The 24,575-nt window shown below is 58.2% G+C and carries 19 protein-coding genes; 6 read left to right on the top strand and 13 right to left on the bottom strand.

Annotation, left to right across the window (positions count from 1 at the left end; all coding sequences use genetic code 11):
* Positions 1 to 44 precede the first annotated feature (44 nt).
* Positions 45 to 1,076, top strand: coding sequence for a 3-deoxy-7-phosphoheptulonate synthase (locus DW233_RS02810; RefSeq protein WP_118266603.1), 1,032 nt, complete (start codon positions 45 to 47; stop codon positions 1,074 to 1,076).
* A gap of 350 nt (positions 1,077 to 1,426) precedes the next feature.
* Complete coding sequence (locus DW233_RS02805; RefSeq protein ID WP_118266602.1) at positions 1,427 to 2,071, top strand: GNAT family N-acetyltransferase; 645 nt, start codon at positions 1,427 to 1,429, stop codon at positions 2,069 to 2,071.
* Between the two features lie 82 nt (positions 2,072 to 2,153).
* Here the strand turns inward: DW233_RS02805 and DW233_RS02800 are convergent, their stop codons facing one another.
* Together DW233_RS02800 and aguA are read right to left on the bottom strand one after the other, a co-directional pair.
* Entirely contained in the window at positions 2,154 to 3,704 is a 1,551-nt protein-coding gene (locus DW233_RS02800) for an RNA-binding domain-containing protein (protein ID WP_158564555.1), read from the bottom strand.
* Positions 3,705 to 3,895: 191 nt separating this feature from the next.
* Complete coding sequence (gene aguA / locus DW233_RS02795; RefSeq protein WP_118266601.1) at positions 3,896 to 5,017, bottom strand: agmatine deiminase; 1,122 nt, start codon at positions 5,015 to 5,017, stop codon at positions 3,896 to 3,898.
* 178 nt (positions 5,018 to 5,195) lie between these two features.
* Here aguA and DW233_RS02790 point away from each other — a divergent pair, with 178 nt between their 5' ends.
* The gene (locus DW233_RS02790; protein ID WP_158567790.1) at positions 5,196 to 5,999 is read left to right on the top strand and encodes a helix-turn-helix transcriptional regulator; all 804 of its coding nucleotides are present in this window, start codon (positions 5,196 to 5,198) and stop codon (positions 5,997 to 5,999) included.
* A gap of 372 nt (positions 6,000 to 6,371) precedes the next feature.
* Here the strand turns inward: DW233_RS02790 and DW233_RS02785 are convergent, their stop codons facing one another.
* The 4 genes from DW233_RS02785 to DW233_RS02770 all read right to left on the bottom strand — a co-directional run bounded on the left by DW233_RS02785 (position 6,372) and on the right by DW233_RS02770 (position 12,206).
* Entirely contained in the window at positions 6,372 to 7,541 is a 1,170-nt protein-coding gene (locus tag DW233_RS02785; RefSeq protein ID WP_118266597.1) for an ATP-binding protein, read from the bottom strand.
* Positions 7,542 to 7,792: 251 nt separating this feature from the next.
* Positions 7,793 to 9,169 (bottom strand): MATE family efflux transporter, encoded by a 1,377-nt coding sequence (locus DW233_RS02780; protein ID WP_117736106.1) that lies wholly within the window; start codon positions 9,167 to 9,169, stop codon positions 7,793 to 7,795.
* A gap of 100 nt (positions 9,170 to 9,269) precedes the next feature.
* On the bottom strand, positions 9,270 to 10,898 hold the full coding sequence (locus tag DW233_RS02775) for an amidohydrolase (RefSeq protein ID WP_158567789.1): 1,629 nt from the start codon (positions 10,896 to 10,898) through the stop codon (positions 9,270 to 9,272).
* A gap of 315 nt (positions 10,899 to 11,213) precedes the next feature.
* On the bottom strand, positions 11,214 to 12,206 hold the full coding sequence (locus tag DW233_RS02770; protein WP_117736105.1) for a helix-turn-helix transcriptional regulator: 993 nt from the start codon (positions 12,204 to 12,206) through the stop codon (positions 11,214 to 11,216).
* A 128-nt stretch (positions 12,207 to 12,334) separates the two neighbouring features.
* Between DW233_RS02770 and DW233_RS02765 the strand changes: the two genes are divergently transcribed.
* The gene (locus DW233_RS02765) at positions 12,335 to 12,526 is read left to right on the top strand and encodes a hypothetical protein (RefSeq protein WP_118266594.1); all 192 of its coding nucleotides are present in this window, start codon (positions 12,335 to 12,337) and stop codon (positions 12,524 to 12,526) included.
* Between the two features lie 36 nt (positions 12,527 to 12,562).
* On the opposite strand, the gene DW233_RS02760 is transcribed toward DW233_RS02765, so the two are convergent.
* The 5 genes from DW233_RS02760 to ptcA form a co-directional block, all read right to left on the bottom strand.
* Positions 12,563 to 13,972, bottom strand: a complete 1,410-nt coding sequence (locus tag DW233_RS02760; RefSeq protein ID WP_118266592.1) for an APC family permease — start codon at positions 13,970 to 13,972, stop codon at positions 12,563 to 12,565.
* Positions 13,962 to 14,144: a hypothetical protein gene (locus DW233_RS02755; RefSeq protein ID WP_118266590.1), complete on the bottom strand. Its 183-nt coding sequence runs from the start codon at positions 14,142 to 14,144 to the stop codon at positions 13,962 to 13,964. Before DW233_RS02755 ends, DW233_RS02760 begins: the two co-directional genes overlap by 11 nt.
* Positions 14,145 to 14,510: 366 nt before the next feature.
* The gene (locus DW233_RS02745; RefSeq protein WP_118266586.1) at positions 14,511 to 15,716 is read right to left on the bottom strand and encodes an agmatine deiminase family protein; all 1,206 of its coding nucleotides are present in this window, start codon (positions 15,714 to 15,716) and stop codon (positions 14,511 to 14,513) included.
* A gap of 367 nt (positions 15,717 to 16,083) precedes the next feature.
* On the bottom strand, positions 16,084 to 17,523 hold the full coding sequence (locus DW233_RS02735) for an APC family permease (protein WP_117583531.1): 1,440 nt from the start codon (positions 17,521 to 17,523) through the stop codon (positions 16,084 to 16,086).
* 133 nt (positions 17,524 to 17,656) lie between these two features.
* On the bottom strand, positions 17,657 to 18,730 hold the full coding sequence (gene ptcA, locus DW233_RS02730; protein WP_118266583.1) for a putrescine carbamoyltransferase: 1,074 nt from the start codon (positions 18,728 to 18,730) through the stop codon (positions 17,657 to 17,659).
* Positions 18,731 to 19,059: 329 nt separating this feature from the next.
* Here ptcA and DW233_RS02725 point away from each other — a divergent pair, with 329 nt between their 5' ends.
* A complete protein-coding gene (locus DW233_RS02725) occupies positions 19,060 to 20,025 on the top strand; it encodes a response regulator transcription factor (protein ID WP_158566143.1) in 966 nt (321 codons plus the stop codon).
* Between the two features lie 328 nt (positions 20,026 to 20,353).
* On the opposite strand, the gene DW233_RS02720 is transcribed toward DW233_RS02725, so the two are convergent.
* Positions 20,354 to 22,591: an ABC transporter permease gene (locus tag DW233_RS02720; protein ID WP_118266581.1), complete on the bottom strand. Its 2,238-nt coding sequence runs from the start codon at positions 22,589 to 22,591 to the stop codon at positions 20,354 to 20,356.
* Positions 22,581 to 23,366, bottom strand: coding sequence for an ABC transporter ATP-binding protein (locus DW233_RS02715; RefSeq protein WP_089572375.1), 786 nt, complete (start codon positions 23,364 to 23,366; stop codon positions 22,581 to 22,583). Before DW233_RS02715 ends, DW233_RS02720 begins: the two co-directional genes overlap by 11 nt.
* Positions 23,367 to 23,510: 144 nt before the next feature.
* Between DW233_RS02715 and vsr the strand changes: the two genes are divergently transcribed.
* Complete coding sequence (vsr, locus tag DW233_RS02710; protein ID WP_118266579.1) at positions 23,511 to 24,500, top strand: DNA mismatch endonuclease Vsr; 990 nt, start codon at positions 23,511 to 23,513, stop codon at positions 24,498 to 24,500.
* The last annotated feature ends 75 nt before the right edge of the window (positions 24,501 to 24,575 follow it).

Below are 24,575 nucleotides of genomic sequence, written 5' to 3'. Positions count from 1 at the left end.
AGAATTCGCCAATTGTTGCCGTTAATTGATAAAGGAGGTCCCATATGGCCATGGAATTCAAGCGCAGGTTGCCGATCCCCATGGAGATCCGCGAGGAAATGCCGCTTTCCGCCGAGCTTACCGCCAAAAAGCAGGCATTCGACGCCGAGGTCGCCAAGGTCTTTACCGGCGAGGACGCACGCAAAGCGCTCATCATCGGCCCGTGCTCTGCCGACCGCGAGGACTCGGTACTTGAATACATGAACCGACTGGCCAAGGTCGCCGAAGAGGTCAAGGACAAACTCATCATCATTCCGCGCGTCTACACCAACAAGCCGCGCACCAAGGGCACTGGCTACAAAGGCCTGCTGCACAACCCCGACCCCGAGGCGCCCGATGACCTGCTCGAAGGCGTCAAGGCCATCCGCCACATGCACCTGCGCGTCATCGAGGAGACTGGCTTCTTTACCGCCGACGAGATGCTCTACCCGTCCAACTACCAGTACCTCGTCGACCTGCTGAGCTACGTTGCCGTGGGTGCACGCTCGGTCGAAAACCAGGAGCATCGCCTGGTGTCGAGCGGCATTTCGGTGCCTGTGGGCATGAAAAACCCCACCGCCGGTTCCACCACCGTCATGCTTAACTCCATTTACGCCGCTCAGGCGCACCAGAGCTTTATCTTCCGTAACTGGGAAGTCGATTGCGATGGCAATCCGCTCGCACACGCCGTCATGCGTGGCTACATCGGCCTCGATGGGCGCACCTACCCCAACTACCACTACGAGCACCTCGAGCGCCTGGCCGAGCGCTATACCGAGCATGCCGGCTACGCCAACCCGGCGGCGGTCATCGACTGCAACCACGACAACTCGGGCAAGCGCCCGCTGGAGCAGTACCGCATCTGCAAGGAGGTGCTCGACAGCTGCCGCCGCAACGAGTCCATCTCCAAGCTGGTCAAGGGCTTTATGATCGAGTCCTACCTGGAGGATGGCAATCAGCCAGTCGATGGCGGCGTCTTTGGCAAGTCGATCACCGACCCGTGCCTGGGCTGGGAAAAGACCGACTACCTCATCCACGAGATCGCGGAGCGGGTTTAGAGTTACGGCGTTTTACCAAACGCCGTAACCGGCCGACGCAGCAAACCAGCCAGAGCGGCAATCTGCCTTTCAGCTTCGACGGCATGACCAAAAGGTCAATGCCGCCTCGCTTCAAGGCACCTTGCTCGCTCTGGCGGGCTTTCTGTCGTTGCCAAGACATCGGCGTTACCAAAGCCGGCACTTGGGGACGCTCTTGTTTGACTAGTCGTTTAAGAACGTCCCCAATGACTACCCAATTGCCACCTCTCCGTCCCCGAGGTATCGGCGCTCGTCTGCCGAATGGTTGATGCGGCAACGATGTCGCCATGTCACACTCAGAAGTGGCCTGACCCAACTTGGAAGGAGCCCCCATGAGCCTTGACAACGTAACTCTGCGTGCCGCCACGCTCGATGACCTGGCCGGCATCGCCGCCATCTACAACCAGCTGTGGTGCAACACGCTGCGCAACCGAGGCGACGTCGAAGCCGCCGATTTCTGTGCGCGCTTTAACATCGCCATGCAGCTGCAGCGCTCCCCCATCGCGCTCGTTGCCGAAGCTGAAGGCCGCATCATCGCCGCTTGCTGCATCGGCATCTTCGAAGACGGCAAACCACGCACCAATCCCACGTGGGAGCCCTGCTACAACGAGATGTTCGCCCAGGCAACCGAGATGGCAAAGACCGCCGATGCCAAGCTCGAAGGCTCGCTCTTTGGCGATAGCCGCGAGAAGGCAACAGCCGACCGCTTTGCCGCCACGGGCAACGAATATGCCCAGGGCCAGCTCAACCTGATCATCATTGTGCCTGAATGGCAGGGCAAGGGACTCGGCCGCGAGCTCATCGACCTTGCGCGCGCCGAGCTCGCCAAGGCAGGCTGCACCAAGTTCTTCCTGATGAGCGACTGCAACTCCGATTGGCAGTTCTACGAGCACCTCAACATGAAGCGCATCCTGGAGGATCACAGCCAGGACACCGGCGACGGATTTATCGTCTATATGTACGGAGGCACGCTCTAAGTACTCCTTCAATCAAGGCGAGCCGGGCACCCGGCCCTTGGCCTCTGCCCAGGAATAACCCAGGGGGCCGGACCGCCCGTCCCTAAACCTGCCCGACAGCGCGATATCTCGTCGCCCGAGCGCGCCCCTCTTTAACGAGTGCGCCTTCCTCAAGCAAACCGTTGATAACCCGCAGCGTCACGTCGCGCCCAGTTCCCAGAGCGTCCGAAGCATCCTGGCGCGTAAAACCGCGGGGCCGCTCAAGGGCAAAGCGAATCAAGGTGCGAGCGTATCCACCACGTCGCTCGTCCGAGACATCCTGTAGCATCGCGGACGCCTTGCACGCAACATCAAAGCCAAGCTCCTCCACGAGCTTGGCACGCACCTCGTGGCCGCAGTCGCCATTCATCGACACGTGCCCCTCTCGCTGCGCTCGCACGGATGTAAACGCTTGCGAAACATCGGGCGGCAGCGCCCCTTCCCGCTCGAGCTGCTCATAATCGCTGTAATCCCCACGCAAGTTGGGACCGCTATTGCCACGAGGCGTCAGATGGGAATTGCGCACGGCATTGACGTTGGGCAGCGACAACCTAAACATTGCAGGGTAGGCGCAGACCTCGGGTTCCAACCCTTCCGCCTCATAGAGCGCGCGGATCCCCTTGAGGCCCGTTCCAAACGCCTCGACCATCCCCAGGCGCAAAAAGAGCAGTTGCAGCTTTGGATTCCGAGCGTCCGAGCCGCCCGCAAGCGCCTCCTCGACGCTGATGTGCTGCGGCCCTCCCGCATTGGTAAATTCAAGCGCCGTACGGCTCATCTTGATAAGAGACGCCACCGAAGATTCGTAGTCGCGATGGATAAACAGGTTCAGAATTCCCTCTCGAACAGCCTCGCGGGGATAGTCGTCCTTATCTATGCGATCAAGTCTTCCCGGCACAAAGTACATACGCGTTGCGTTCGATATATTGAGGAACCGTTCGATATCCTCTATCTGCCTAAAGATCGATCCCTCGCCATCCTGACGGTCGATAAACTCGGTATACGCATCGTCGTTGAAGAGGCCAGCGCGGACTGCAAAGGGGTTTTGGTCAGAGACCAGCAGTGCCAAATTGGTGTAAAAGCCCAGCTCATCGATAAGGCCAAGATTCTTTTGAGAGGTTTGGTCAAACGTAATCTCCGCGCGCCTAAAGACCCGCTCGGCTTCAAAAAACGTCAAACTCTGTTCATGAGAGCGCGCGGTCTCAAAATAATCGCCGTCGGTGCGCTTGATCATCGAGCGGATCTGGGCCATCTCGATGGGCACGTTGGCAGGACCCAGGCGCCGATATACCCCGGCGGGAACAAATCCCTTCGAGCACAGGCAGTACGGCTTGTGAGGACCCGCTTCCACCTCGATTTTCACCAACGCTGCGCCATCGATGTCCAATGCGGAGACCGTCGTGATTTCAGAAACGTCGGGATACACGCCATCGGTTATTGCATTAGAGCATTGAAGCATGGTGGCATCGATATCGTCCACGCCGACGATGCTGCCAAAATCGTCGATTCCGATATACAAGGTACCGCCATTCGAATTGGCAAACGCCACCACAGCTTTGAGCAGCTTAGGGGTAAATGTGCACTTGAACTCCACGGTCTCACTTTCAACAAGCTGCATGCTACCCCCTATCATCGACTATCGACGATTCTAGACCAACTATCGACGATAAGCAAGGCCCCCTGGTACCCTCGCTTAGGCCCGAGCGCCCGCGTGCAATGCTGCCCGCCGCACGCAAAAGGGCCCGCCAGCGTGTGCGCCAGCGGGCCCCAGGTCATATCGACACCACCCCGTGTGCCGTGCAACCGCCTCTACTTGCAGCGCGCCTTGGGCTGCTGCTGGGTGATGCAGTGGATGTTGCCGCCGCCGTAGATAACCTCGCGAGTCATGATACCGATGACCTCGCGATCCGGATAGGCGGCTTGGATATCCTTGAGTGCCTGGGCATCGTTGGGGTCGCCAAACTGTGGCACCAGCACTGCGCCGTTGATGGGCAGGAAGTTGAGGTAGCTCGGCTCGAAAGCATCCTCGGGGGTACGCGGCAGCACGCCCTCGACGGGGTCAATCGTGCTGGCCTCCTCCTCGGTCATATATACCGAGGTCGCAGGCATAATCACCTTGTGGATCTTGAGCTTGCGGCCACGGGCATCCGTCGTCTCGGAAAGCGTCTTATACGCCTCTTGGCACTCCTTGTAGAACTTATGGTTGGGATCATCGGTCCACATGCAGCAGACCTCGCCGGGCGCACTAAAGCATGCGACGTCGTCCACGTGCCCGTTGGTCTCAAACGGGTCGATGCCATCCTTGATCCAAATGACCTTCTCGATGCCCAGGTACTCGGCAAGCTTCTCCTCGATCTGCTCCTTGGTGTACTGGGGGTTGCGGTCCTCATTGAGCAGGCACATCTCGGTGGTCACCACGGTGCCCTGGCCGTCGCAGTTAAACGAGCCACCCTCGAGGATATAATCCTCGGGACGATAGCGGTTAACCTGCTCGAGCTGTGCCACCTGCAGGCCAATGGAAGCGTCCTTGTCCCACGGGAAATACAGGCCGTCAATGAAACCGCCGTAAGCATTAAAGTGGAAGTGCGAAAGAGCAACCTCACCATTGTCATTAACAAGGAACGCCGGGCCGGGGTCGCGAATCCAGCTGTCGTTGTACTCCATGTGGATAACGCGCACGTTCTCAACGCCGTCGAAGATCTCACACACCGCGGGGAAGTCTTCGGTGTTGACGCCCACAGTGACGGGCTGAAAACGTGCAATGGTCTTGATGATCTCGGTGAAGACCTTCTGCGCCGGCTTGGCGCCGCAGCGCCACACGTCGGAGCGGTGCGGCCACAGAATCCAGGTGCGCTCCTGTTCCTCATACTCGCCGGGCATATAGAACCCGTCCTTCTTAGGTGTGGACTCACTCTCGTAGATGGTCTTCATTTCAAGCTCCTAAATCTCGGTGCTTTTGCTTGACGAGACCATGATGCGGCCGCACCGAGATGTTCTCAATGGTCCCTCGAGCCCCTTTCAGCGACCGACGGTATACCATTCGCTGACCTAAAGTTCTATTCAGGCCGAGAACATGACATACTGGGTTCCACAATGGAAAGGACGCCCTATGCCCCCATGCAATAAACAGCAGACTATTGAGTTGGACAGTACGACCTGGACTGCTCTCAACGAGCTCGCGCTTGCAATCCACGCATCACACGGTGTCGATAAGCTGCAAAAGGAGACCCTCGAGGGAACGACAGGGCTCGTACCCCATCGGATCGCCATGTTCGACCTGATCGAGGCGGCGGGCAGTGATGCCCCGCGCTACGTCCACCCCGCAAGCAGCGGAATGGACGACCGCGCGCTGAGCGACTACTACAACCGCTACGCCGCGATGGACTATACAACATGGAGCTTTGACCTATATAAGGTCGGCGTCTACCGCGACCTCGACCTCGTCGACGTCGAGCGACGCGATGCCACGCCCATCTATCGCAAATGGATGGAACCGCAGGGCGTCTACTTTGGCTGTACGGCCACGCTCGCGCACAACGACAGCCCGCTAGGAAGCATCACCCTGTTTCGCGAACGCACGGCCGGAGACTTCACCGACACCGAGCTCGCAATCCTGCTCGAAGTCGCTCGGCACGCGAGCCTCGCGCTCGCCAACCTCTATCCTCGGGGCATTAAGCTCACCCAGACAGAAGACGCAAACCATCTGAACGCCTTCATTACAGAACACAATATCCAACCGCGCGAAGCCGAAGTCATGCGGCTCATGCTCGACGGCAAAACGAACAAACAAATGGCAAACGAGCTATTCATAAGCGAGTCAACCGTCAAGAAGCACTTCAACGCCATCTATCGCAAGCTCGGCGTCAGCAACCGCCTGGGCCTTATGACTGCCGCGCAAAACATCCTGCGATGAAAAAGGGCGCCCTCCATGCGGAGAACGCCCTTTGATTTCGCCATTTGAATTAGTGTCGGCTCTGGCTCAAAGAGTAGACAGGTTTATTTTGGCAGGTTTTATCTGGGCAAACGCCGACCGCCGCGGAGGAGCCACTCCACCTCGCGGCGGTCTTCTAACAGAAAAAACCAAGTGAGTAGGCTTTTTGCAGGAGGTCAAGCACGCCCCAAAACGCCACAGCTCTGACCTGCGGTTTTATTGAGCATTTGTCGCGATGTGCTCGGCATATCCAAATAAGTCTACTCACTTGCATCTAAGACGCACCAGATAGGCAAAAAACCGCCGCAAAAGGGGCCGGTTCCCTTCGCGGCGGTCGTTAATTCGCCGAGCTTGTTATCGTAAAAGCCAATCACGCGCCGAAACCACACTACAGTCTTTCGACTCATACGTTGAGTCCACGCGGGCCACAACATAGCGCGCATCTTTTGCAATGTCGATCTCATCGCATACAGTCTGTAGATGACGGGCGTACTTATCGTGATACGTTCTGGATGATTTTATTTCGATAGCCTTGGGACTCCCTGAGTTTGTACAGTCGAGCAAATCGATTTCACGCTTGCTGTCGTCCCTATAGAAATACAGCTCGGGATTCTCGCCCACGTTGAGATGGCTCTTCGCCGTTTCGGAAACGATGAGGTTTTCGAAAACGGCCCCCAGATAAGGGCTCTCCAATAGTTGCTCCAGTGATCCAATTTTGAGCAAGTAGCAGAGCAGCCCCGTGTCGTAAAAATAGAGCTTGGGCGTTTTAGTTAGACGCTTCTTGGCATTTGCATAATAGGGCTGCAGCGAAAACGTCAGGTAGCTCTGCTCCAGGATGGACAACCAGCTTTTAATGGTCGATACGCTCACGCCCGTATCTCGAGAAAGCGAGGATATATTGATGAGGGCACCGACGCTCTGAGCAATTATGGACAGAAACTTATGAAACTCCGCCTTATTGCGCACATCAAGCAAGCCCACAACATCGCGCTCAACATAGGTATCGATATAGCTGGGGAAATAAACCGAGGACGGCATTCCGGCGGAACGCAGGCGAGGGTATCCCCCTTCGAGCGCGAACAAATCCACTTCCAGCTGCCCCTGCTGGCCCCTCTCCGCTTCTTGAAACGATAATGGCAGCAATTTCAAGATCCCGACTCGCCCGGCAAGAGACTGGCCGATGCTTTTCATCATCAAAAAGTTTTGCGATCCCGTAAGGATGTATTGACCGGCGTCTCCCCGCTCATCCGAAACAACCTGGATCATCGAGAACAAATCCGGGGCGTATTGCGCCTCATCGATGATGAGTCCGCCCTTTCGGTTGCGGATAAAACTCACCGGATCCTCCAAGGCCGCGCGCCTCGTTTGGGGGTCCTCAAGCGTGACATAGGAATAGTCGGGAAAGGCATGCCTAACCAGCGTAGACTTACCGCTCTGCCTAGGCCCCGTCAACGACACAACAGGAAACCAACCCGCCACGCGAATGAGCAACTCATGCAAATCCCTGTTAATGTACTCGGCCATATCAACGCCCCTTATAACGCTGTTACCATAATCGTATAGTATCATTTTCCATAATCTTGCAGTAGTGTTTTCTATAATATTGTAGTAGTGTTTTCCACAATCTTATAGTAGCCCAGTTCAAAAACGTTATTTATAGAGCCGAAATCTCAGACCCTAAATAACAATAGCCACCACAATGGGAACTGTCCCCATTGTGGTGGCTTGCAGGCGAGTTGACTTATTCGACTATCGCGCGCCGGCCGTGTCCGAGTCTAGAGCGTGGCAAGTCGCTTGGATTCGCGGACGGCGAGGGCGATGGAGATAAGGCCAGTGATGGCGTCAGCCGCCACCAAGGCAAACCAGACACCCTGAACGCCCATCATGTTGCCAAGCAGGTACATAAGCGGCACGGAGCAGATCACGTAGCGGAGCAGACCGGTGAACGTGGCGATACCCACCTTCTCAACCGCCTGGAAGTACATCGACATGGTCATGGCAAGATAGCCCAGGGCCACGGCCAGGATAACGATGCGCGTGGCGTTGGCGGCAACCTCGACGAGCGCCGGGTCGCTACCAGCAAAAAAGGCGCAGACCGGCGTTGCGGCCACCCATAGCACAGCAGACACCGCAGCAAGCGTCACGACCTGGTACTTAAGCGTGCAGGAGAGCGTTTCCTTGAGGCGCGCCCACGCCTTGGCGCCGGCGTTGAAGGCGGCAATGGGCTGCAGGCCGTACGAGAAGCACTGGGCGACCATCATGGTAATGTAGAGGATGTAGCCGTTGATCACGCCAAAAGCCGCGATGTAGAGCGAACCCATATCGCCGCCGAGCTGGCCAAGCAGCGAGTTGGCAACGGTGTTGAAGATGAACGTGGCAGCCTGCACCAAAAAGAACGGGAAACCGATCTTGATGATCTGACCGCAGATGCCCATGTCGAGTTTGAGATCGGCGGCGCTGATCTGGAGCTGCGACTTCTTACCGCCGATGAACCAGAAGACACCGATGGCCCAGATACCGATGGAAAGACCGTAGTATACGCCGGCCCCCATAACGCCGAGCTTGAGCACAAACGTGGAAAGCGCAAGCCAGCAGATAGCGACGATGGCAGACACGGTCATGAGGTTGGCCTGGATCTGAACCTTCTCGTCCACACGCATGACGGCGGTGACCATTTGACCAATGACCGTGAGCGGCAGCAGCACGGAGAAGGTGCGCACGCCGGCAACGGTATCGGCCATGATGTCGGGCGTGGCGCCGAAGAATGCGCAGATGGGCTCGGTAAACACAGCCATCACCACAGCAAGCAGCACACTCACAATCGTGGTAAGCCAAAAGCCCTGGCTAAACGCCTTGCTGGCGCCCTTAATGTCGCCGGCACCCAAAAGGTTGCCCACCACGGCGGGCACGCCGGTGCCAAACAGGTTGCCAAAGGCCAGGTTAATGTACTCGACCGACATGATGATCGAGACGCAAGCCAGGCCGTGTGCACCCAGGCCCCAACCCATCACGAGGCCCTCAAGGACCACCATGATAATCTGGGCGAGCATACCCTGGCCGGTGATGATGGTGTACTTGCGCACCAGGCCGGGAATCGGCTGCGAGGCAAGCTCACGCTCCTCCTCAACAGCGGCGGTTGCTTCTTCTGCCATTGTTCTCCCCTTTCCATGAGAGATTGATGAATGGATGAATGGATGGATGGATGGGCAGCACGCACGGGCTGTGGCACCGCCCGGCGATGCAGCAGCCCCGCTAGGCCTCGTAGACCACCTTGCCGGCAATCATCGTGAGAGACGCCGTGGCCTCGAGCACCTCGGCCGGCTCGCAATCAAAGAGATTGCGGTCGAGCACGCAGATATCTGCCTGTTTGCCGCACGCGAGCGTGCCGATGCGGTCCTCGGCATGCATGGCGTAGGCGCTGCCATAGGTGTAGGCGCGCAGAGCCTCGGCCATGGTAATGCGCTCCTGGGGGAACCAGCCCTCGGGGTTGGAGCCGTCCTCGAGCATGCGGAAGACCGCGCCGTACACCTCCTCCATGGGCTCCAAGCCCACAACGGGGAAGTCACTGCCCAGGTGCACCACGGCGCCGCTGGCAAGCAGGCTATGCAGGGGCCACGAAAGCGCAGCACGCTCGGGGCCCACGGCATCGTCCTTGGCAAGGTCAGCCATATCGAGCAGCATGTGCCACGGCTGCATGCCGGGGCAGACGCCGAGCTCGGCATAGCGCGGCAGATCCTCGGGCTGAACCGTCTCGTTGTGCTCCATGGAGTGGCGGCAATCCCGCTTGCCATGCAAGCGCTCGCCCTCCTCAAAACAATCGAGCACAAAACGCACCGAGCGATCACCGATCGTATGGATGCGCGTGTCAACGCCCCATTCCTGCGCTCTGAGGATGGCAGCGCGGATGCGCTCCGGCTCCTCCGCGGGCTCACCACAGGTATCGGGCGCGTTGCTATAGGGCTCAAGCATCCAGGCGGTATGGTCGGAGCACACGCCATCAAGGAACTGCTTAAAGCCGTGCCACTCCACCTGCGTACCCGGGAAGGCGTATTTCTCCTTGATCTGCTCGAGCGTCAAGGACTCGTTTTCGAACAGGTCGGTGTACAGGAACACACGCAACGGCAAGTCGCCCTTGGCATTAAGACCTGCCAACACCGCATACGGGTTTTCCATGCTCACAAACGAAGGATTGACCATGCCGACCGTAGTGATTCCCAAGGCATTGGCGCGCCGGGCGGTTTTTGCAAACGACGCGTCAACAACCTCGGGCGCTGGGTCATAGACCTCATCCATAAAGAGGGCTCCCGCGTTGTTGGAGAACACACCGGTAAGGTTACCGTCGGCGTCCTTCAAAATCTTGCCACCTGCGGGATCGGGCGTCTGCGAAGTTACTCCCACCTTGTTGATGGCGCAGGTATTGGCACTAAAGGTATGCAGGTCAACCTGCTGCAGAAAAACCGGGCGGTCAGAGATGTACTCATCGATCATCGCGGCTGTGGGCATCTCGGGGACATCCCACTGGAACTGGATAATCTGGCAGCCCAGGATCCACTCGTTATCGGGATGGTCGGCCGCAAACGCCACGACACGTTCCATCGCCATCTCAAAACTGGTGCAGTCGATGAGGTTGACGGCAAAATCGGGGTCGGTCATAAACGCGCCCTGGGCAAAATGCGTGTGCGAGTCGATCAGGCCGGGCATGACGAGCTGGTCGCCAAAGTCGCGCACCTCGGTATCGGGACCGATAAACGGTGCCAGGTGAGCATCGTCACCGCAGGCAACAATCTTATCACCGCGCACGGCAACGCCGCCCTTAAACGGCTCGAGCCCATCGCCGGTAAAGACGGCGTTGCTCTTGATAACTACATCAGCCTTGTCCATGTGAGCCTCCTCAGGCATCTTTGGTTGCAACGCGGACGCACCGCCCGCGTGGGCACTCGGTTGGGAGCGTAGCGCTCCCGCATCGGCGCGTGCCTACAAGCCGTGCTCGGACGTCTGTCCCACGTCCGCGGCTTCGCGCTACACCCATTGATACACAGGGGCAAATCCGTGCCAAGGCCAGGGATCGCAAACGGTCAGTTTAAGCAGGTTTACACGCTTTACCTGCAGGTTTATTGTCTGAGATTATTACCGCGTCATTACGCCCAACGGCGTGCCCGCCCACACGGCAAGACCCGCATGCAAGGAAGAATAGGACTAGGAACGCCAAAAGGCATCTATGAGGTCATCTCGGTTGGAGACACCGCTTTTAACGTAGATGCGATGCAAGTGCGCCTTGACAGTGCCAGGGCTGATGACCAACTCGCTGGCGATGTTTTGGGCGTCGTTGCCCTTCAGCACCAGCGTGAGCACCTCCTGCTCGCGCCGCGACAGCTTATGGGCATCGGCATAGATCACAACGCGTGATGCTAGATCGTCCCCAGAGCGTGCGCTCTCGGCCGCCACGTCCTCATCGGCACGCGGATGACGGGCATACACGCGCAGGATATGGCTAAACTGGCAAAAGAGTTGGACCGCGCATGCCATGAGCAGCACGTTTTCGGAGATATTGCGCTCGGACAGATACCACAAAAAGAGGCTGATGACGGGGTTTTGAGAGTCGGGGCGACAGAGCAAAATCATGTAGGTGTCCTCGGCGATTACGCAAAACGCAAGAACGAGTGCCACCTTCCAAAAGAGCTTTGAGCGGTCGAGGTCGAGTTTCTCAACACGCGTGGCCCTGTGCCGGTAATGCCAGGCGGCATAGGCAAGACATCCTACATTGCCCAGGTCACGCGTGAGCCAAAAGAGATACTGCTGCATCTCTCCGGCAGCACCGCTGCGAGGCACCAGCACCAATTGCAAGATTGAAAACGGCACGATAGCAAGTCCGAGCATGCGCGACGTCGGCCTTTTGCGCAAGCGCGCAAACATCCACAGTACCACGCAGGCATAGATGGCAATACCGAGCACGCAGCGCAGCAAGGGGTGCTGCAACGGCTCGCTAAAGGTAACAGCGTAGTCGTATTTGAGCCGATTGTACTCGTCAAAAAAAATGACCGACATATCGAGCATGTAGAGCAAAAAGCCCGCCGCGGCCACCAGGCTGTCGCGACGGCGCGTCATGAGCCAAACCACCAATGCCACGGCACTGGTCACCAGAGCCACACCCATGATAATCGTGGTGTAGATATAGAACGCGAAACTCATGCCCGCCTCCCCTGTCTAGATGCCGTGAGGATGTTGACAGATTCTTTGCCGCAAGATTAGACTCACCGATTAAACGTACTGTATCGTTTAGATAAACAAGCTGTGTCTCACCGATGAAAGGAGATGCCATGGCGCCTATCGCACCGCTCAAAATACTCGTTGCCCCTGCCGCCAAGGCCATCACCCGACTCGGTTCTTCCATGACCTACGACGATATCCCCTGCGCCGTTGAGGCGCGTTCGGACAGCTGCCCCTATCTGGGCCACGTCCCCTTCTTTGCGCCTAAGCTCGTTTCCGATCCCGAGCACCGCGAACAGTAATCCAAGATGCACCAAGCGCTGCGCAACTCGCGGCGCTTACTGTTTTGGTGCAAAGTAACCTGACCCCCGTGCACCAACGCCGGGATTGTCGACGCTTCGGCCGCGGCGCGATATGAGGCGCGAAACCTCGCCCAATAACAGGCCAATCACTACGCCCGCGAGAATCGGCAACTTTGCCATCTCGGCAGGTGAGCTGTTGAGCGGCACAATCGTAGCAACAATCGAAAGCACGAGCTCCACCACGGGAATCGCAAGCGCCACCGCGAGCACCTTGCCCTCGAAAGGCGCACGGAACACACGCGAGCGATTATCGTGCTTGCGTAGACGCCAAAACGCTGGAAACATGGGGATATAGCTCATGAGCAGAAAGACGACGTTCATCGAGAAGAAGACCCAAAAGACGTCGGAACCCTCACCCAGCGGAATCTGGAGCAGCAGCACCAGGCTGGCAAAACAGCCGTTAATGAGCGCCGAGCCGTTGGGCATGCCGGTCTTTTTGGACACCAACGCAAAGGGACGCGGCATGTTGCCATGGCGCGCGGCATAGCTCGCTACGTTGTTGACGCCAAAGCTCCAACAGATCATATTGGCGAACAGCGTCACCAAAAAGGCCACGCCCACGACCATCGTCAGCGGGTGGGTGTGCCCCACCATAGCGGCGACTGCGTCCACAATGCCCGAATCGAGTGAAAGCTGCTCGGTGGGAACCGCTGCTCCAATGCCAATGCCGCAAATGATGTAAATTGTCGCAATGGCCACGCCACCGGCAATAACCGCCTTGGGGATATCACGCGACGGGTTCTTCATCGTGCTGGCAAAGGTCGCGACCACTTCGAAGCCCATAAAGTTGAACAGGATAATCGATAGGTACGTCAACGAATTGGTGTCGCCCAGATCTGGAATGAAGGTCTTAAACGACATGTCGTTGGCAAAGCCGTTATTGCAGGCAAACCAAATGCCGACGATTCCCACCACAGCGGTAATGAGCACCTTGATGACGGCGCCGCCGTCCATGACCCAATCTGCCTCGGCCACCGGCTGCATTGCCATGACCGTGACGCCCCACACAAAGACAATCTCGATGGCGATTCGGATCCCGAGTGAAAACTCGATACCCCACACCGCATTAATGACACTGGGGAACATGCAGGCGATACTTGCCACCCACAGCGGAAAGTTAACCCAGTAGCACCAAGAGCAACGGGCGCCCCAACGGTCGCCCAGACCCAAGCGAACCCAATCGTACAGGCCGCCCTCGGAATCAAACGCCGTACCCAGCTCGGCCACCACCAGACCATAGGGAAGCAAAAACGTAATGATAAGGAAGATCCACCAGAAGAACTGCACGTTGCCCATGGCAGATGCCGGAGCCGCCGCCTCGATGGTAAACACAACGCAGATAACCGAAAGGATGACCTCGATCAGGGAGAACTTTTTACCTGCCATGGCGCGCTCCCCCTACAGCAAAAAGGATGGCATCTGTACCGAAGACGCAGCCCAAGGTAGGGTTGCAGGCCGCGTCACCGGTGCAGGTGCCATCCCAGAGAGAGGAGAGGATGCATTTGTTGGACCAACGCTCGCGGAACAGGCGCGTGTAGATAACGATACGCTGGTACATAGATACTCCGATCAAAACGGCCGCGTTCACGACCGATAACTTTCGGCAATTGAAGACGCGTCTGACCTGGGAAATTCAAGCGAACAATTGGCCTAACCCGCAAAAAATCCCAGGCCAGACGCGTACTCAATCAAAGAAAAGGGCACTCCGAAGTGGAGGCAACGGAGTGCCCAAAGAAAACCCAACCGACCAAGACATCAAGCAGCAGCCCATCAATGCCCCGAGATGGGATGACACGCCACCTGTCCGATTGATCGGCTGGGTTTTCGAGGTGCCCCAGGTCGCCGCGAAAGAGGAGCGAAGCGTACTTTGGTACGCGAGCGACGGTTTGAGCGGCGAGATGGGGTGCCTCGGAAAGTCAGACGATTAAGCGGACGGCTCCTGCTGGGTGATGCAGTGGATATTGCCGCCGCCGAAGACGACCTGCTCGGACTGAACGCCGACGCACTTGTAGACGCCCTCGCCCCAGACCTCGTCATAGATCTTCTGGAGCGTGTCAACGGCCAGCTGGTCGTTCTCGTCGCCGTACTGCGGGACGATAACGCCGTGGTTGGTGACCAGGTAGTTCATGTAGGAGGCGATCAGCGGCTCGTCGGGAACGCGCGGCTCGGCGTTCTCGTCGGCGTCGATGGTGTCGCAGGAAGCCTGGTCCATGAACAGCGGGTTCACGGGCATGCAGAGCTTGTAGACCTTCATCTTGCGGCCCTTGGCGTCAACGGCGTTGGAGAGGGTCTCGTAGGCAGCGTGGCACTGCTCGTAGAACGGATACTCGGGATCGTCGGTCCAGATGCAGGCCATGACGCCCGGAGCGATGAACGTGGCAACGTCGTCGATATGACCGTTGGTCTCCTCGGGGTCGATGCCCTCCTTGACCCAGATGACCTTCTCGACACCCAGGTAATCCTTGAGGTGCTCGTCCATGTAGGCGCGAAGCTCCTCGCTCCAGGGCTCAAACTTCTTGTGGAACTTGGGCCAGATGGACTCGGGATCCTCTTCCTCCTCCAGAACCGCAGAGCAGGTGCGGCCCGGGGAAAGCAGGCACTGGTCGGTCACGACAAGGGTGCCCTCGCCGTCGACGGTGATGGAGCCGCCCTCGAGGATCATGTCGTCGGGACGATAGCGACGGCAGCCGGAGAGCTCAGCCATCTTGAGGGCGATCTGCTCGTCCTTGTCCCACGGGAAGTACAGGCCGTCGACGAGGCCACCGTAGGCGTTGAAGTGCCAGTGGTTGGCGCGCTTCTCGCCCTTGCCGTTGATGACGTAGGTGGCGGCGGTGTCGCGGAACCAGGCGTCGTCGGTGGTCATCTCGATAACGGTGACGTTCTCGTCGTTCTCGAAGACGGCCTTGCAGTTGGCATAGTCGACCTGGTTGGCGCACATATAGACCGGGGTGAACTCGGAGATGGCGCGGGCGATGGCGGCATACTGCTTCTGAGCAGGCCTGGCGCCGTGGGCCCAGGTGTCGGTGCGGTGGGGCCAGCCCATCCACACGCGATCCTGCGGGGCGAACTCGGCGGGCATAAAGAAGCCGTCGGCCTTGGGGGTGGACTCGGACTCGGTGATCGTACGCATAAGATTTCCTCCAAATCGAACGATCGTTTGCCGCGGGCGGATTACCCGCAGCCTAAAACCAAGAGATAGTGGGCGCCCGTCCCCCGGCAAAGGTCGGGGCGCCCGGTGCCGGTTTTCACGGAGTCGCACCGGCAAGCGACGACGTAACCAAGTGCGCGGAGACAAAACGCACGAAGGATACGGAAGAGAGATTGGGGTGGGCGGTGGTTACCGGAGCTATCGCTCACACCCACCCCGGGGAATGGTTAGCAAACCTGTCGCTTGGGCACGTCTCCGAAGAGGCTAGAGTGCCCGGAGTCGGGAGCGACAAGCCCGACGAAGCGCACGTTGGTACGCGAGGAGGGTTGGAGCCCCAGAACCGGGTGCTCTAGTTCTCCTCGGCCTCGGCGGCCTCCTCAGCGAGACGCTGAGCTGCCAGCTCGGGAGTGAGGCCCTTGTACTCGGTCTCGCGGCCCTTGGCGCTGACGACGCGGACAACCTCGCCGATGAGCAGAAGCACGATGAAGATAACGATCATCGGGAGCTTGTCGCCAATCTCGGCGGCGGAGAGCGGCACCAGCGTTGCAACGATGGCCAGGATCAGCTCGATGCAAGGGATGGCCAGCATGACCTTCATCATGGCGCCCTTAAACGGGAACGTGAAGATACGCTCGCGGTCGGGGTCGTTCTTGCGAAGGTTGAGGAACGCCGGGAACATCGGGATGTAGGTCAGCAGCAGGAAGACGACGGAGGTGCCGAAGAGCATCCAGAAGACGCCGTTGGAGATGGCGTCGATGGGAACGAGCTGCAGACACAGCACCAGGGAGGCAACGACGGCGTTGACCAGGTTGGCGCCGTTGGGCATGTCGTCATCCGAAATCATCGAGGCGAAGACCTTGGGCATGTTGCCGTGCTCGGCAGCGTAGCGGGCGACGGAGTTGACGCCGAAGGACCAGGCGGCCATGTTGGCGAACAGGGTGATCAGGAAGGCGATGCAGATGACCTTAAAGATCATGGAGTCGCCCACCATGGTCTGGACTGCGACAATCATGCCATAGTCGGGGTCGATGGAATCGGCCGGCACAGCAGCGCCGATGCCAAAGCCAGCGAACAGGTAGATCACGGCGATGGACAGGCCACCGACGATGATGGCCTTGGGGATATCGCGAGCGGGATCGGCCATATCGTCGGTCATGGTGCAGATGACCTCGAAGCCCATGAAGTTAAAGATGATGATCGACAGGTAGCCGAGAGCGTTGGTGTTGGTGAGCTCGGGCAGGAAGGTGGCAGCGGACATGTCGTTCGCAAAACCGTTCTCCATGGCATACCAAATGCCCAGAGCGCCGACGATAACGGCAACGGCGACCTTGATGATGGCGCCACCGTTAAGGACCCACTCGGAGTCGGCCGCCTTGGAGCGACCCATAAGGTAGACAATCCACACAAAGGCAAGATCGATACCCATCTTGGCGATCAAGTTGAACTCGACGCCAAAGACCATGCCCAAAATGTCGGGAAACATGGTAGCCAGCGAGGCGATCCACAGCGGGTAGTTGACCCAGTAGTAGTACGAGATGCGGGCGCCCCATTTGTCGCCCAGGCCATCGCGTACCCAGTCGTAAATGCCGCCCTCGCCGTCATAGGTGGTACCGAGCTCGGCGACAACCATGCCGTAGGGGAGCAGGAAGGTCAGGATCAGGAAGATCCACCAGAAGAACTGCTGGTTGCCAATGGCAGCAGCAGGAGCGGCGGCCTCGCAAACGAAGACGACGCAGATGATGGTCGAAATGACCGTCAAGAAGGAAAGCTTTTTCTTTCCGTCGCTCATGATGAGCTCCTTCGCTCAGTCTTGGACAGATCCGAGGCCCTAAGGTATTAAGGCAATTGCTTGGGCCTCGGTGAGCGGGCGACAGGAGACGAGCATCCGCCGCCCGCAAACGTGCTTTTAGAAGCCTTGAGGCTTAGAGCTGCTCGAGAGCCTCGAGAGCGGCGTGGAGCTCAGCCTTGGCGGAGTACTCGAAACCCCCGTCGTTGAGCGGGGTGCGCTTGCCCAGGGCGGCAAGGAGAGCACGGATGGAGTGCTTGCGGTTCTCGGCCTCGACCCAGCACAGGGAGCGCTCGGGATCGTCCATGACCTCGTCGACGACCTCCTCGTTGCGGGTGGCCGGCAGGCAGTGCATGAACTTGGAGTTGGGGCCGGCAAAGTTCATCATGTCCATGGTGACCTGATACTTGGGGTAGAACACGTCCATGTAGTTCTCGCCCGAGACCTCCTCGTCGTACAGGCCATACCACACGTCGGTGTAGATGAAGTCGGCGCCCTTGATGCACTCGATGTCGTCGGAGATGACGACGGAGCCACCGGAGACCTTGCAGTTCTCCTCGGCGATGGCCATCATCTGCTTGCCGAACTCGGCGCGCTCCTCAACGGTGCCAACGTGCAGGCCGCCGTCGGGGATCTGGTGGCCCTTGGGTCCAAACTGGACAAACTTCATGCCGACCTTGGAGGCGATGAACATGAGGGAGACACAGACCTGGGTGGCGTCGCCGATGAAGGCCAGGGTGCAGTCCTCGATCTTCTTGCCCTCGGGGAGGTTCTCGAGCATGGTCATGAGGTCGCCCATCTCCTGCGTGGGATGGTTGAACTCGGACATGCCATTGATGACGGGCACGGCGGAACCCTTGGCGAGGCCGACGACGTCCTTGTGACGGTCAACGCGAGCCATCATGATGTCGAGCAGGTCGCCCATGACGCGAGCGGTGTCGCCCAGGGACTCGTGGCCACCGAGCTGAATGGTGCCAGGGCCATAGAACTGAGCGTGGCCGCCGAGGTCGCACATGGCGGTCTCGAAGGAAAGACGGGTGCGGGTGGAAACCTGCTGGAAGATCATGCCAAGGCTCTGGTTGCGGAGCAGGTGCGGATAATAGCCGTCAACCTTGATGGCCTTCTTCATTGCCAGGCCAAGATCCTCGATAGCCAGGATCTGCTCTTTGGTGAAGTCGTTGGTGTCGATGAAATCCTTAGGCAGCGCCATGTCGATTCCTTTCCGCCGGTCGTGCCGACTATTGCTATGAGGCGCTCGAACATCACGCCTCGTGTTGACAAGACCATCATTCACCCGTATGCAATTTTTACCTAGTTTATTCGGGATTAAAGACCGTTCACGGAGTTACGTCCCCTCTAAACCAATATAAACCCGCAGGTAGCCAGCTTGCAGGGGGTTTACTATCTAGAACCGCGAACGGTATACGGCTATGCTGTATCTCGGCGCCTAATCCGCAATGGAACGAAGGGTTGAGACGTCTATATCCCACAAGGTATACAGGGCTCGGCCATAGATGAAATGAGATGGGACGGTGGCAGATGAACACCCTGATGTTCTTCTATACCCTAGCGATACTCGTGATCTGTATTGTGACGGCAGTGCTTTCGCTTGCCGCCTATGCCTCGTCTCGTCGACGCTTCTTTATCTATGGCAGCGGCGTTTTTATTTGCTATGCCATCGAGATGACCGAGATCTTCTTTTTTGAATACACGTTGCAAAACCAGAGTTTTCCAGCCAGCGACTATTACTCAATTACCATGCCTGTGTTGCGGACCCTTGTGGCGACCGCTTCACAAGCTTTTATCTGGCTCATTGCCATGGACTTGCTCGACAAACATTCAAAAAAGCAGTTTGTTATTCCCGTCGCAACGTTCTTCCTGAGCGAGCTGCTGATCATTGTCGCTGTCCCCTACGGCCCCATACATCAATGGCTCTACTACACGATGCGTCAGGTATTCCTTGTATTTGTGGGACTGTATATCTTTTGGACGGCGCATAAAAGCACGCAGGTCGAGCTTAAGGCGCGCGTCAACAATCAACGAAAGCACCTCATTATCGGCGCCATTCTGGTCGGGTGCATCGTTGCCGAGGATTTCTACAACATCCTTGTTGTTCCCATGAGCCTGGCACCCTCTTGGCTGCAGCTGTACCTGTCCGAGCGCAACTTTAGCGAGAACATCTTTGCGTGCTACTTTGCGATTCTGCTGATCATCTATGCCTATCACGTGCTTTCGATTCGCATGCAGGAGGCGCCCGAGGAAAAGAACGTCAGCGATCTTGATCGACACATCGAAGAGCAGATGCCCTTCTATCGCAACGCCTACAAGCTCTCCAACCGCGAAACCGAAGTCATGCGTCTGGTTGTGTTGGGCAAATCGAACCAAGAGATCGCTGACGAGCTCTTCCTTGCCGTGGGTACCGTCAAGACCCACATCCACAACATCCTGGTCAAAACCGAGCAGCAAAACCGTACGACCCTGATCCTCCACTTTTGGAAACGATAACCTACCAAAAAGGGACAGGTTTATTTTGGCAGGTTTTATCTGGGCAAATGCCAAAACCGCCGCGAGGGAGCTACTTTCCCTCGCGGCGGTTTTCTAGCAGTAAAACCAAGTGAGTAGGCTTTTGGCGGGATGCCGAGCACGCCCCAAAACGCCACAGCCCTGACCTGCGGTTTTGTTGAGCGTTTGTCGCAATGTGCTCGGCAGATCCAAAAAAGTCTACTCACTTAGTTTTGAGATGCATCAGGCGGGCAAAAAACCGCCGCGAAGGGGGCCCGGCTTCCTTCGCGGCGTTTGTTCGCTGTGGTTATGCGGCGGTTTTGCCCGCTCGCTACTCGCTGTAGCGGGTGGCGATGGCGGCTCGCACCATGCCGGTACTCATGAGGTACGTTACCAGGAAGTAGCCGCCGTAGGCTGCCAAGAAAATCGCACAGGTAAGGCCCACCGTGCCGCCGATGCTCATGTTGCCAAACGTGCTCACCAGCTCGATGATCACCTTGAGCGCCACAAAGGAGTGCGCCAGACCCACTGCCAGCGGGAACAGGAAGAACACCGCTTGCTGCGCCATCACCGAATGGCGAATCTGGCGGTCGTCACAGCCGATCTGCGCCAGCACGCGATAGCTGCGGCTTCCGTCGGCCACATTGGAGAGCTGCTGGATCGACAGAATTGCCGCACATGCAACGACCAGTACAAAGCCAATATAGATGGCTAGATAGCTAATCATGCCGTTCATCTGCGCCGCCTGCGTATAGATCTCGGAGCGTGTCATGAAGACTCCCCACGACCCCGGCTCCTTGCCGTCAACGAGCAGATTGTCGAGCATGGTGTATTTAATGCTCTCGTCTGCCTTGGTCACATCCATCCCCTGCTTGTAGTTAACGAGCAGATTACTGGAATACGGCTGCAGGTTAAGCTGGGACAGCAGCTCGTCGGCTACGACCACGGTACCGGGATTGCTGCCGAGTGCCGAGTTGGCGATGGCAGCCGTGTCCTCGTCCGACTTATCGGTTGCGGGCTTGAGCGTATGTCCGCCCAAGGTGAGGGTATGGCCCCCAGCCATGTACTTAGTGTACAGGTCGCCCAACTCGCCGCCCATATCGCACGTAAGCAAGTACTGGTCGCGGCCAATGCTCACCGGCTCCTCGCCCATCATCTGGCGCAGTTTGTTGTACTGGCTCGCCGGCGTCACAAACAGGCCCATATCATCGGCATTGCTACCCTCGAGCGCCTTGGGGAGCTTTTCGCCCATGGCCTTGCACATCTCGCCCGCCGTCACCGAAGGATCCGAGCCGCCAAGCGTATAGCTCAGATACGAATCAATCTGCACATGCTCGCCGGCAACATCGGCGATATTGACCTTCTTTCCGGCCTCGTTGCCATTATCTGCCGACTTGCCCTTGATACTTTCCGCAACGTTATCGGGATCGATACGGTCACCGTGCCATGCAGAGTACAAATCGACCGTTGCGTCTGCCAGCACCATGCGATCGGCCTCGGAAGGATTGACATACTCCTTGTAGTAGTCGAGCCTATCGGACGCGTAATAGATATACGTCTGCGACATATCCGCCGGCGTATAGCGCTCCAGGTTCTCGTTCATCACGTTGGCGATCGACATGCCGCAGGTCACCGAGGTAATGGCCAGAAACAGGATCATCGCGATAACGCCCATCGAAAAGCACACCGTGTTGACCTTGGCCGCAAGCTGGCGCACGGTAAACATGTTGAGGCCGCGCCAATACACGCTGCGCAGGCTCTGCAGCAGCTTGATAAGCATGCCCGAAAGGCCCCAGAACAGGGCAAAGGTACCCACCGTAACCATGGCCGTGGTGATACCAAACTGGTTCATGGCCTCCTGCAGCTTACCCTCCGTCGCGGTGAGCGGGAACCCATCGCGCAACAGGCGGTAATAGGCCACGCCCACCAGCACCACGCCCACGACAAAGATGGCGATCGCAATCCAGGGGTTGCGCGTCTTGATGCTCTCGTTGCGCCGCTCGGCGCCCATAAGCTCGATGAGCTTGGTACGGCGCACGGCGCGAAGGTTCAGCAGTAGCGTAAGCACAAACATCACGAGCATGCAGGCAAGGGTCAGGTTGAACGCATGCACCGAGAAAAAGAAGTGGAAATTAGCGATCTGTGTCTTAAAGAGCGAGGCCGTAAAGAATGTCATGAGCTGGGAGAGCCCCACGCCCAGCACAATGCCGGCGACAAAGGCGCCGACCGAAACGATCACGGTCTCGAGCGCCATGATCGTGGCGACGCGCCCGCGGCGCATGCCGAGCACCTGGTACAGGCCGAACTCCTTTTTGCGGCGCTTCATGATGAAGTTGTTGGCATACACCATCAAAAAGGCCATGACGCCGGCCAAAAAGTACGTCAGGTAGCCGAGCATGCTGCCCATGAGCTCGGACAGTCCCTCCTCCTTGATGCCGGCAATGTCGACCTGCATCGAGACGGTGTTGAAGGCATAGAAGACCGTGACACCCAGGGTGAGCGTCAGCAAGTAGACAAGGTAATCGCGGCCGGCGCGGCGGACGTTGCCCCAAGCGAGTTTACAGAGCATCGGAGCCCTCACCGCCCATCATGGCAACGACCTCCATAATGCGGTCGAAGAACTCTCGGCGGTCGGTGTCGCCGCGGCGCAGCTCGGTGAAGATCTTGCCGTCGCGAATAAACAGCACACGGCTCGTGTAGCTGGCGGCAAAACTGTCGTGCGTAACCATGAGCACGGTGGCGCGCAGGCGGCGGTTAAGGGCCTCCAGGCTCTCGAGCAGCAGGCGAGCGCTCTTGGAATCGAGGGCGCCGGTGGGCTCGTCGGCCATGATCATGGTGGGGTCGGTGACGAGCGCGCGAGCCGCGGCAACGCGCTGCTGCTGGCCGCCCGACATTTGGTAGGGATACTTGTCGAGCACCTGACTGATAGACAGGCGCGCGGCCACATCCTGCACGCGGGTCGAGATCTCTGCCGAGTTTGTGCGGGCGATGGTGAGCGGCAGGGCGATGTTCTCGCGTGCCGTGAGTGTATCGAGTAGGTTGGAGTCCTGGAAGATAAAGCCGAGCTCCTCGCGGCGGAACTGCGAGAGCTTGGCCTGCTTCATGCGCGTCACGTCCTGGCCGTTGATGCGGATGGTGCCACTCGTGGCGCTATCGATGGTCGACACGCAGTTGAGCAACGTCGACTTGCCCGAGCCCGAGGCGCCCATGATGCCGACGAATTCGCCGCGGTTGACGGTAAAGCTGACATCGTTGAGCGCGCGGGTCACGTTGCCCAGTGCTCCATATACCTTTTCGAGATGCGCGACCTCCAGTACCGGGGTCGCCGTTTGCGTGGTTTGCATACCGAGTCCTTTCTTGCGATTAGTCTACGGCATCTATAGTCGCAAGGAGCCGAGTCGGCTACCATCGATATGGCTTACGCTTGCCTTACCGTTGCGTAAGGTAAGCGTAGTCTGCCATGTGTTGATGTTGAGAGAGGGCTCCTGTTGAAGACTGTTCATGTTGCCGCTGGGATCATTCGCAAGGAAGGATCTGACGAGCTGCTTGCCGTGCAGCGCGGCTACGGCAACATGCAGGGACTATGGGAGTTCCCGGGCGGCAAACTTCTGCGCGGCGAGACACCCGAAGACGCCGTGCGCCGCGAGCTTATGGAAGAGCTACAGGTAAAAGTCACCAACCTGCGTGATTTCTACACCGTTGAGTATGACTACCCCGATTTTCATCTCTCCATGGAGTGTTACTACTGCTCGCTCGCCGATGAATCCGATGAGCCCCAGAAGCACGACCGTCAGCTCGATATCCGCTGGATTCCACGCACCTCGCTTGCCACGGTGGAGTGGATGCCCGCCGACAAGGGGCTTATCGATGCACTGATTGAGCTAAAGGAAGACCGGCTTGAGGCCAACGGCAGCACCAACGACGCCGAGACCGCCACGGCTGACGAGCCTGCCGCCAAATCCAAGCGCAAACCTAAGCGCCGCAGCAAAATGCGCCCCAAGCCCGGCCTGCTGGACGGCATCGACACCTCGGACCTCTCCGCTGACGAGCGCGAACTGGTCCGCCGTCGCGCCGCCATCAAAAAGTCCATGAAGGGCAACAAGCGCGCCAACACCAAGCCCGAGCTGCTCGTACGTCAGCGCCTACGGGCCGCGGGCCTTACGGGCTATCGTTTGGAATGGAAGGTACCCGGCAAGCCCGACATCGCCTTCCCCGGCCGCAAGATCGCCATCTTCGTCAACGGTTGCTTTTGGCACCGCTGCCCCAAGTGCAACCCAAGCCAGCCCAAGCGCAACGTTGAGTTTTGGGAGGCAAAGTTCCGTCGCAACGTCGAGCGCGACCGTGCTGCTGTGGCAGCGCTCACTCAAATGGGCTGGACGCCCATAACCATCTGGGAATGCGAACTCAAAAAAGACCGCATCGACGCCACGATGGAAAAGGTCATCGAGCAGGTGCGCGCCACAGAGCCGCAGCGCTAACAGCGAGCATTCACACGCTACGCACGTCCGCGCCACATCCACGTCACAAACCTTAGAAAGCCCTTAAGCCCAAAA

The organism is Collinsella sp. AM20-15AC, from assembly GCF_003471405.1.
GTDB lineage: Bacteria > Actinomycetota > Coriobacteriia > Coriobacteriales > Coriobacteriaceae > Collinsella.
The sequence above is the reverse complement of the archived record's forward strand: the minus strand, read 5'-3'. Positions and strand labels throughout refer to the sequence as shown.

Excerpts from the sequence above, each read along its gene's own strand:
- DW233_RS02805 (WP_118266602.1), top strand. The coding sequence starts at position 1,427 with ATGAGCCTTGACAACGTAACTCTGCGTGCCGCCACGCTCGATGACCTG.
- DW233_RS02790 (WP_158567790.1), top strand. The coding sequence starts at position 5,196 with ATGCCCCCATGCAATAAACAGCAGACTATTGAGTTGGACAGTACGACC.
- DW233_RS02775 (WP_158567789.1), bottom strand. The coding sequence starts at position 10,898 with ATGGACAAGGCTGATGTAGTTATCAAGAGCAACGCCGTCTTTACCGGC.
- DW233_RS02755 (WP_118266590.1), bottom strand. The coding sequence starts at position 14,144 with ATGTACCAGCGTATCGTTATCTACACGCGCCTGTTCCGCGAGCGTTGG.
- aguA (WP_118266601.1), bottom strand. The coding sequence starts at position 5,017 with ATGAAGACCATCTACGAGAGTGAGTCCACACCTAAGAAGGACGGGTTC.
- DW233_RS02765 (WP_118266594.1), top strand. The coding sequence starts at position 12,335 with ATGGCGCCTATCGCACCGCTCAAAATACTCGTTGCCCCTGCCGCCAAG.
- DW233_RS02745 (WP_118266586.1), bottom strand. The coding sequence starts at position 15,716 with ATGCGTACGATCACCGAGTCCGAGTCCACCCCCAAGGCCGACGGCTTC.
- DW233_RS02770 (WP_117736105.1), bottom strand. The coding sequence starts at position 12,206 with ATGAGTTTCGCGTTCTATATCTACACCACGATTATCATGGGTGTGGCT.
- DW233_RS02725 (WP_158566143.1), top strand. The coding sequence starts at position 19,060 with ATGAACACCCTGATGTTCTTCTATACCCTAGCGATACTCGTGATCTGT.
- DW233_RS02785 (WP_118266597.1), bottom strand. The coding sequence starts at position 7,541 with ATGGCCGAGTACATTAACAGGGATTTGCATGAGTTGCTCATTCGCGTG.
- DW233_RS02720 (WP_118266581.1), bottom strand. The coding sequence starts at position 22,591 with ATGCTCTGTAAACTCGCTTGGGGCAACGTCCGCCGCGCCGGCCGCGAT.
- DW233_RS02715 (WP_089572375.1), bottom strand. The coding sequence starts at position 23,366 with ATGCAAACCACGCAAACGGCGACCCCGGTACTGGAGGTCGCGCATCTC.
- ptcA (WP_118266583.1), bottom strand. The coding sequence starts at position 18,730 with ATGGCGCTGCCTAAGGATTTCATCGACACCAACGACTTCACCAAAGAG.
- DW233_RS02735 (WP_117583531.1), bottom strand. The coding sequence starts at position 17,523 with ATGAGCGACGGAAAGAAAAAGCTTTCCTTCTTGACGGTCATTTCGACC.
- DW233_RS02760 (WP_118266592.1), bottom strand. The coding sequence starts at position 13,972 with ATGGCAGGTAAAAAGTTCTCCCTGATCGAGGTCATCCTTTCGGTTATC.
- DW233_RS02800 (WP_158564555.1), bottom strand. The coding sequence starts at position 3,704 with ATGCAGCTTGTTGAAAGTGAGACCGTGGAGTTCAAGTGCACATTTACC.
- DW233_RS02810 (WP_118266603.1), top strand. The coding sequence starts at position 45 with ATGGCCATGGAATTCAAGCGCAGGTTGCCGATCCCCATGGAGATCCGC.
- DW233_RS02780 (WP_117736106.1), bottom strand. The coding sequence starts at position 9,169 with ATGGCAGAAGAAGCAACCGCCGCTGTTGAGGAGGAGCGTGAGCTTGCC.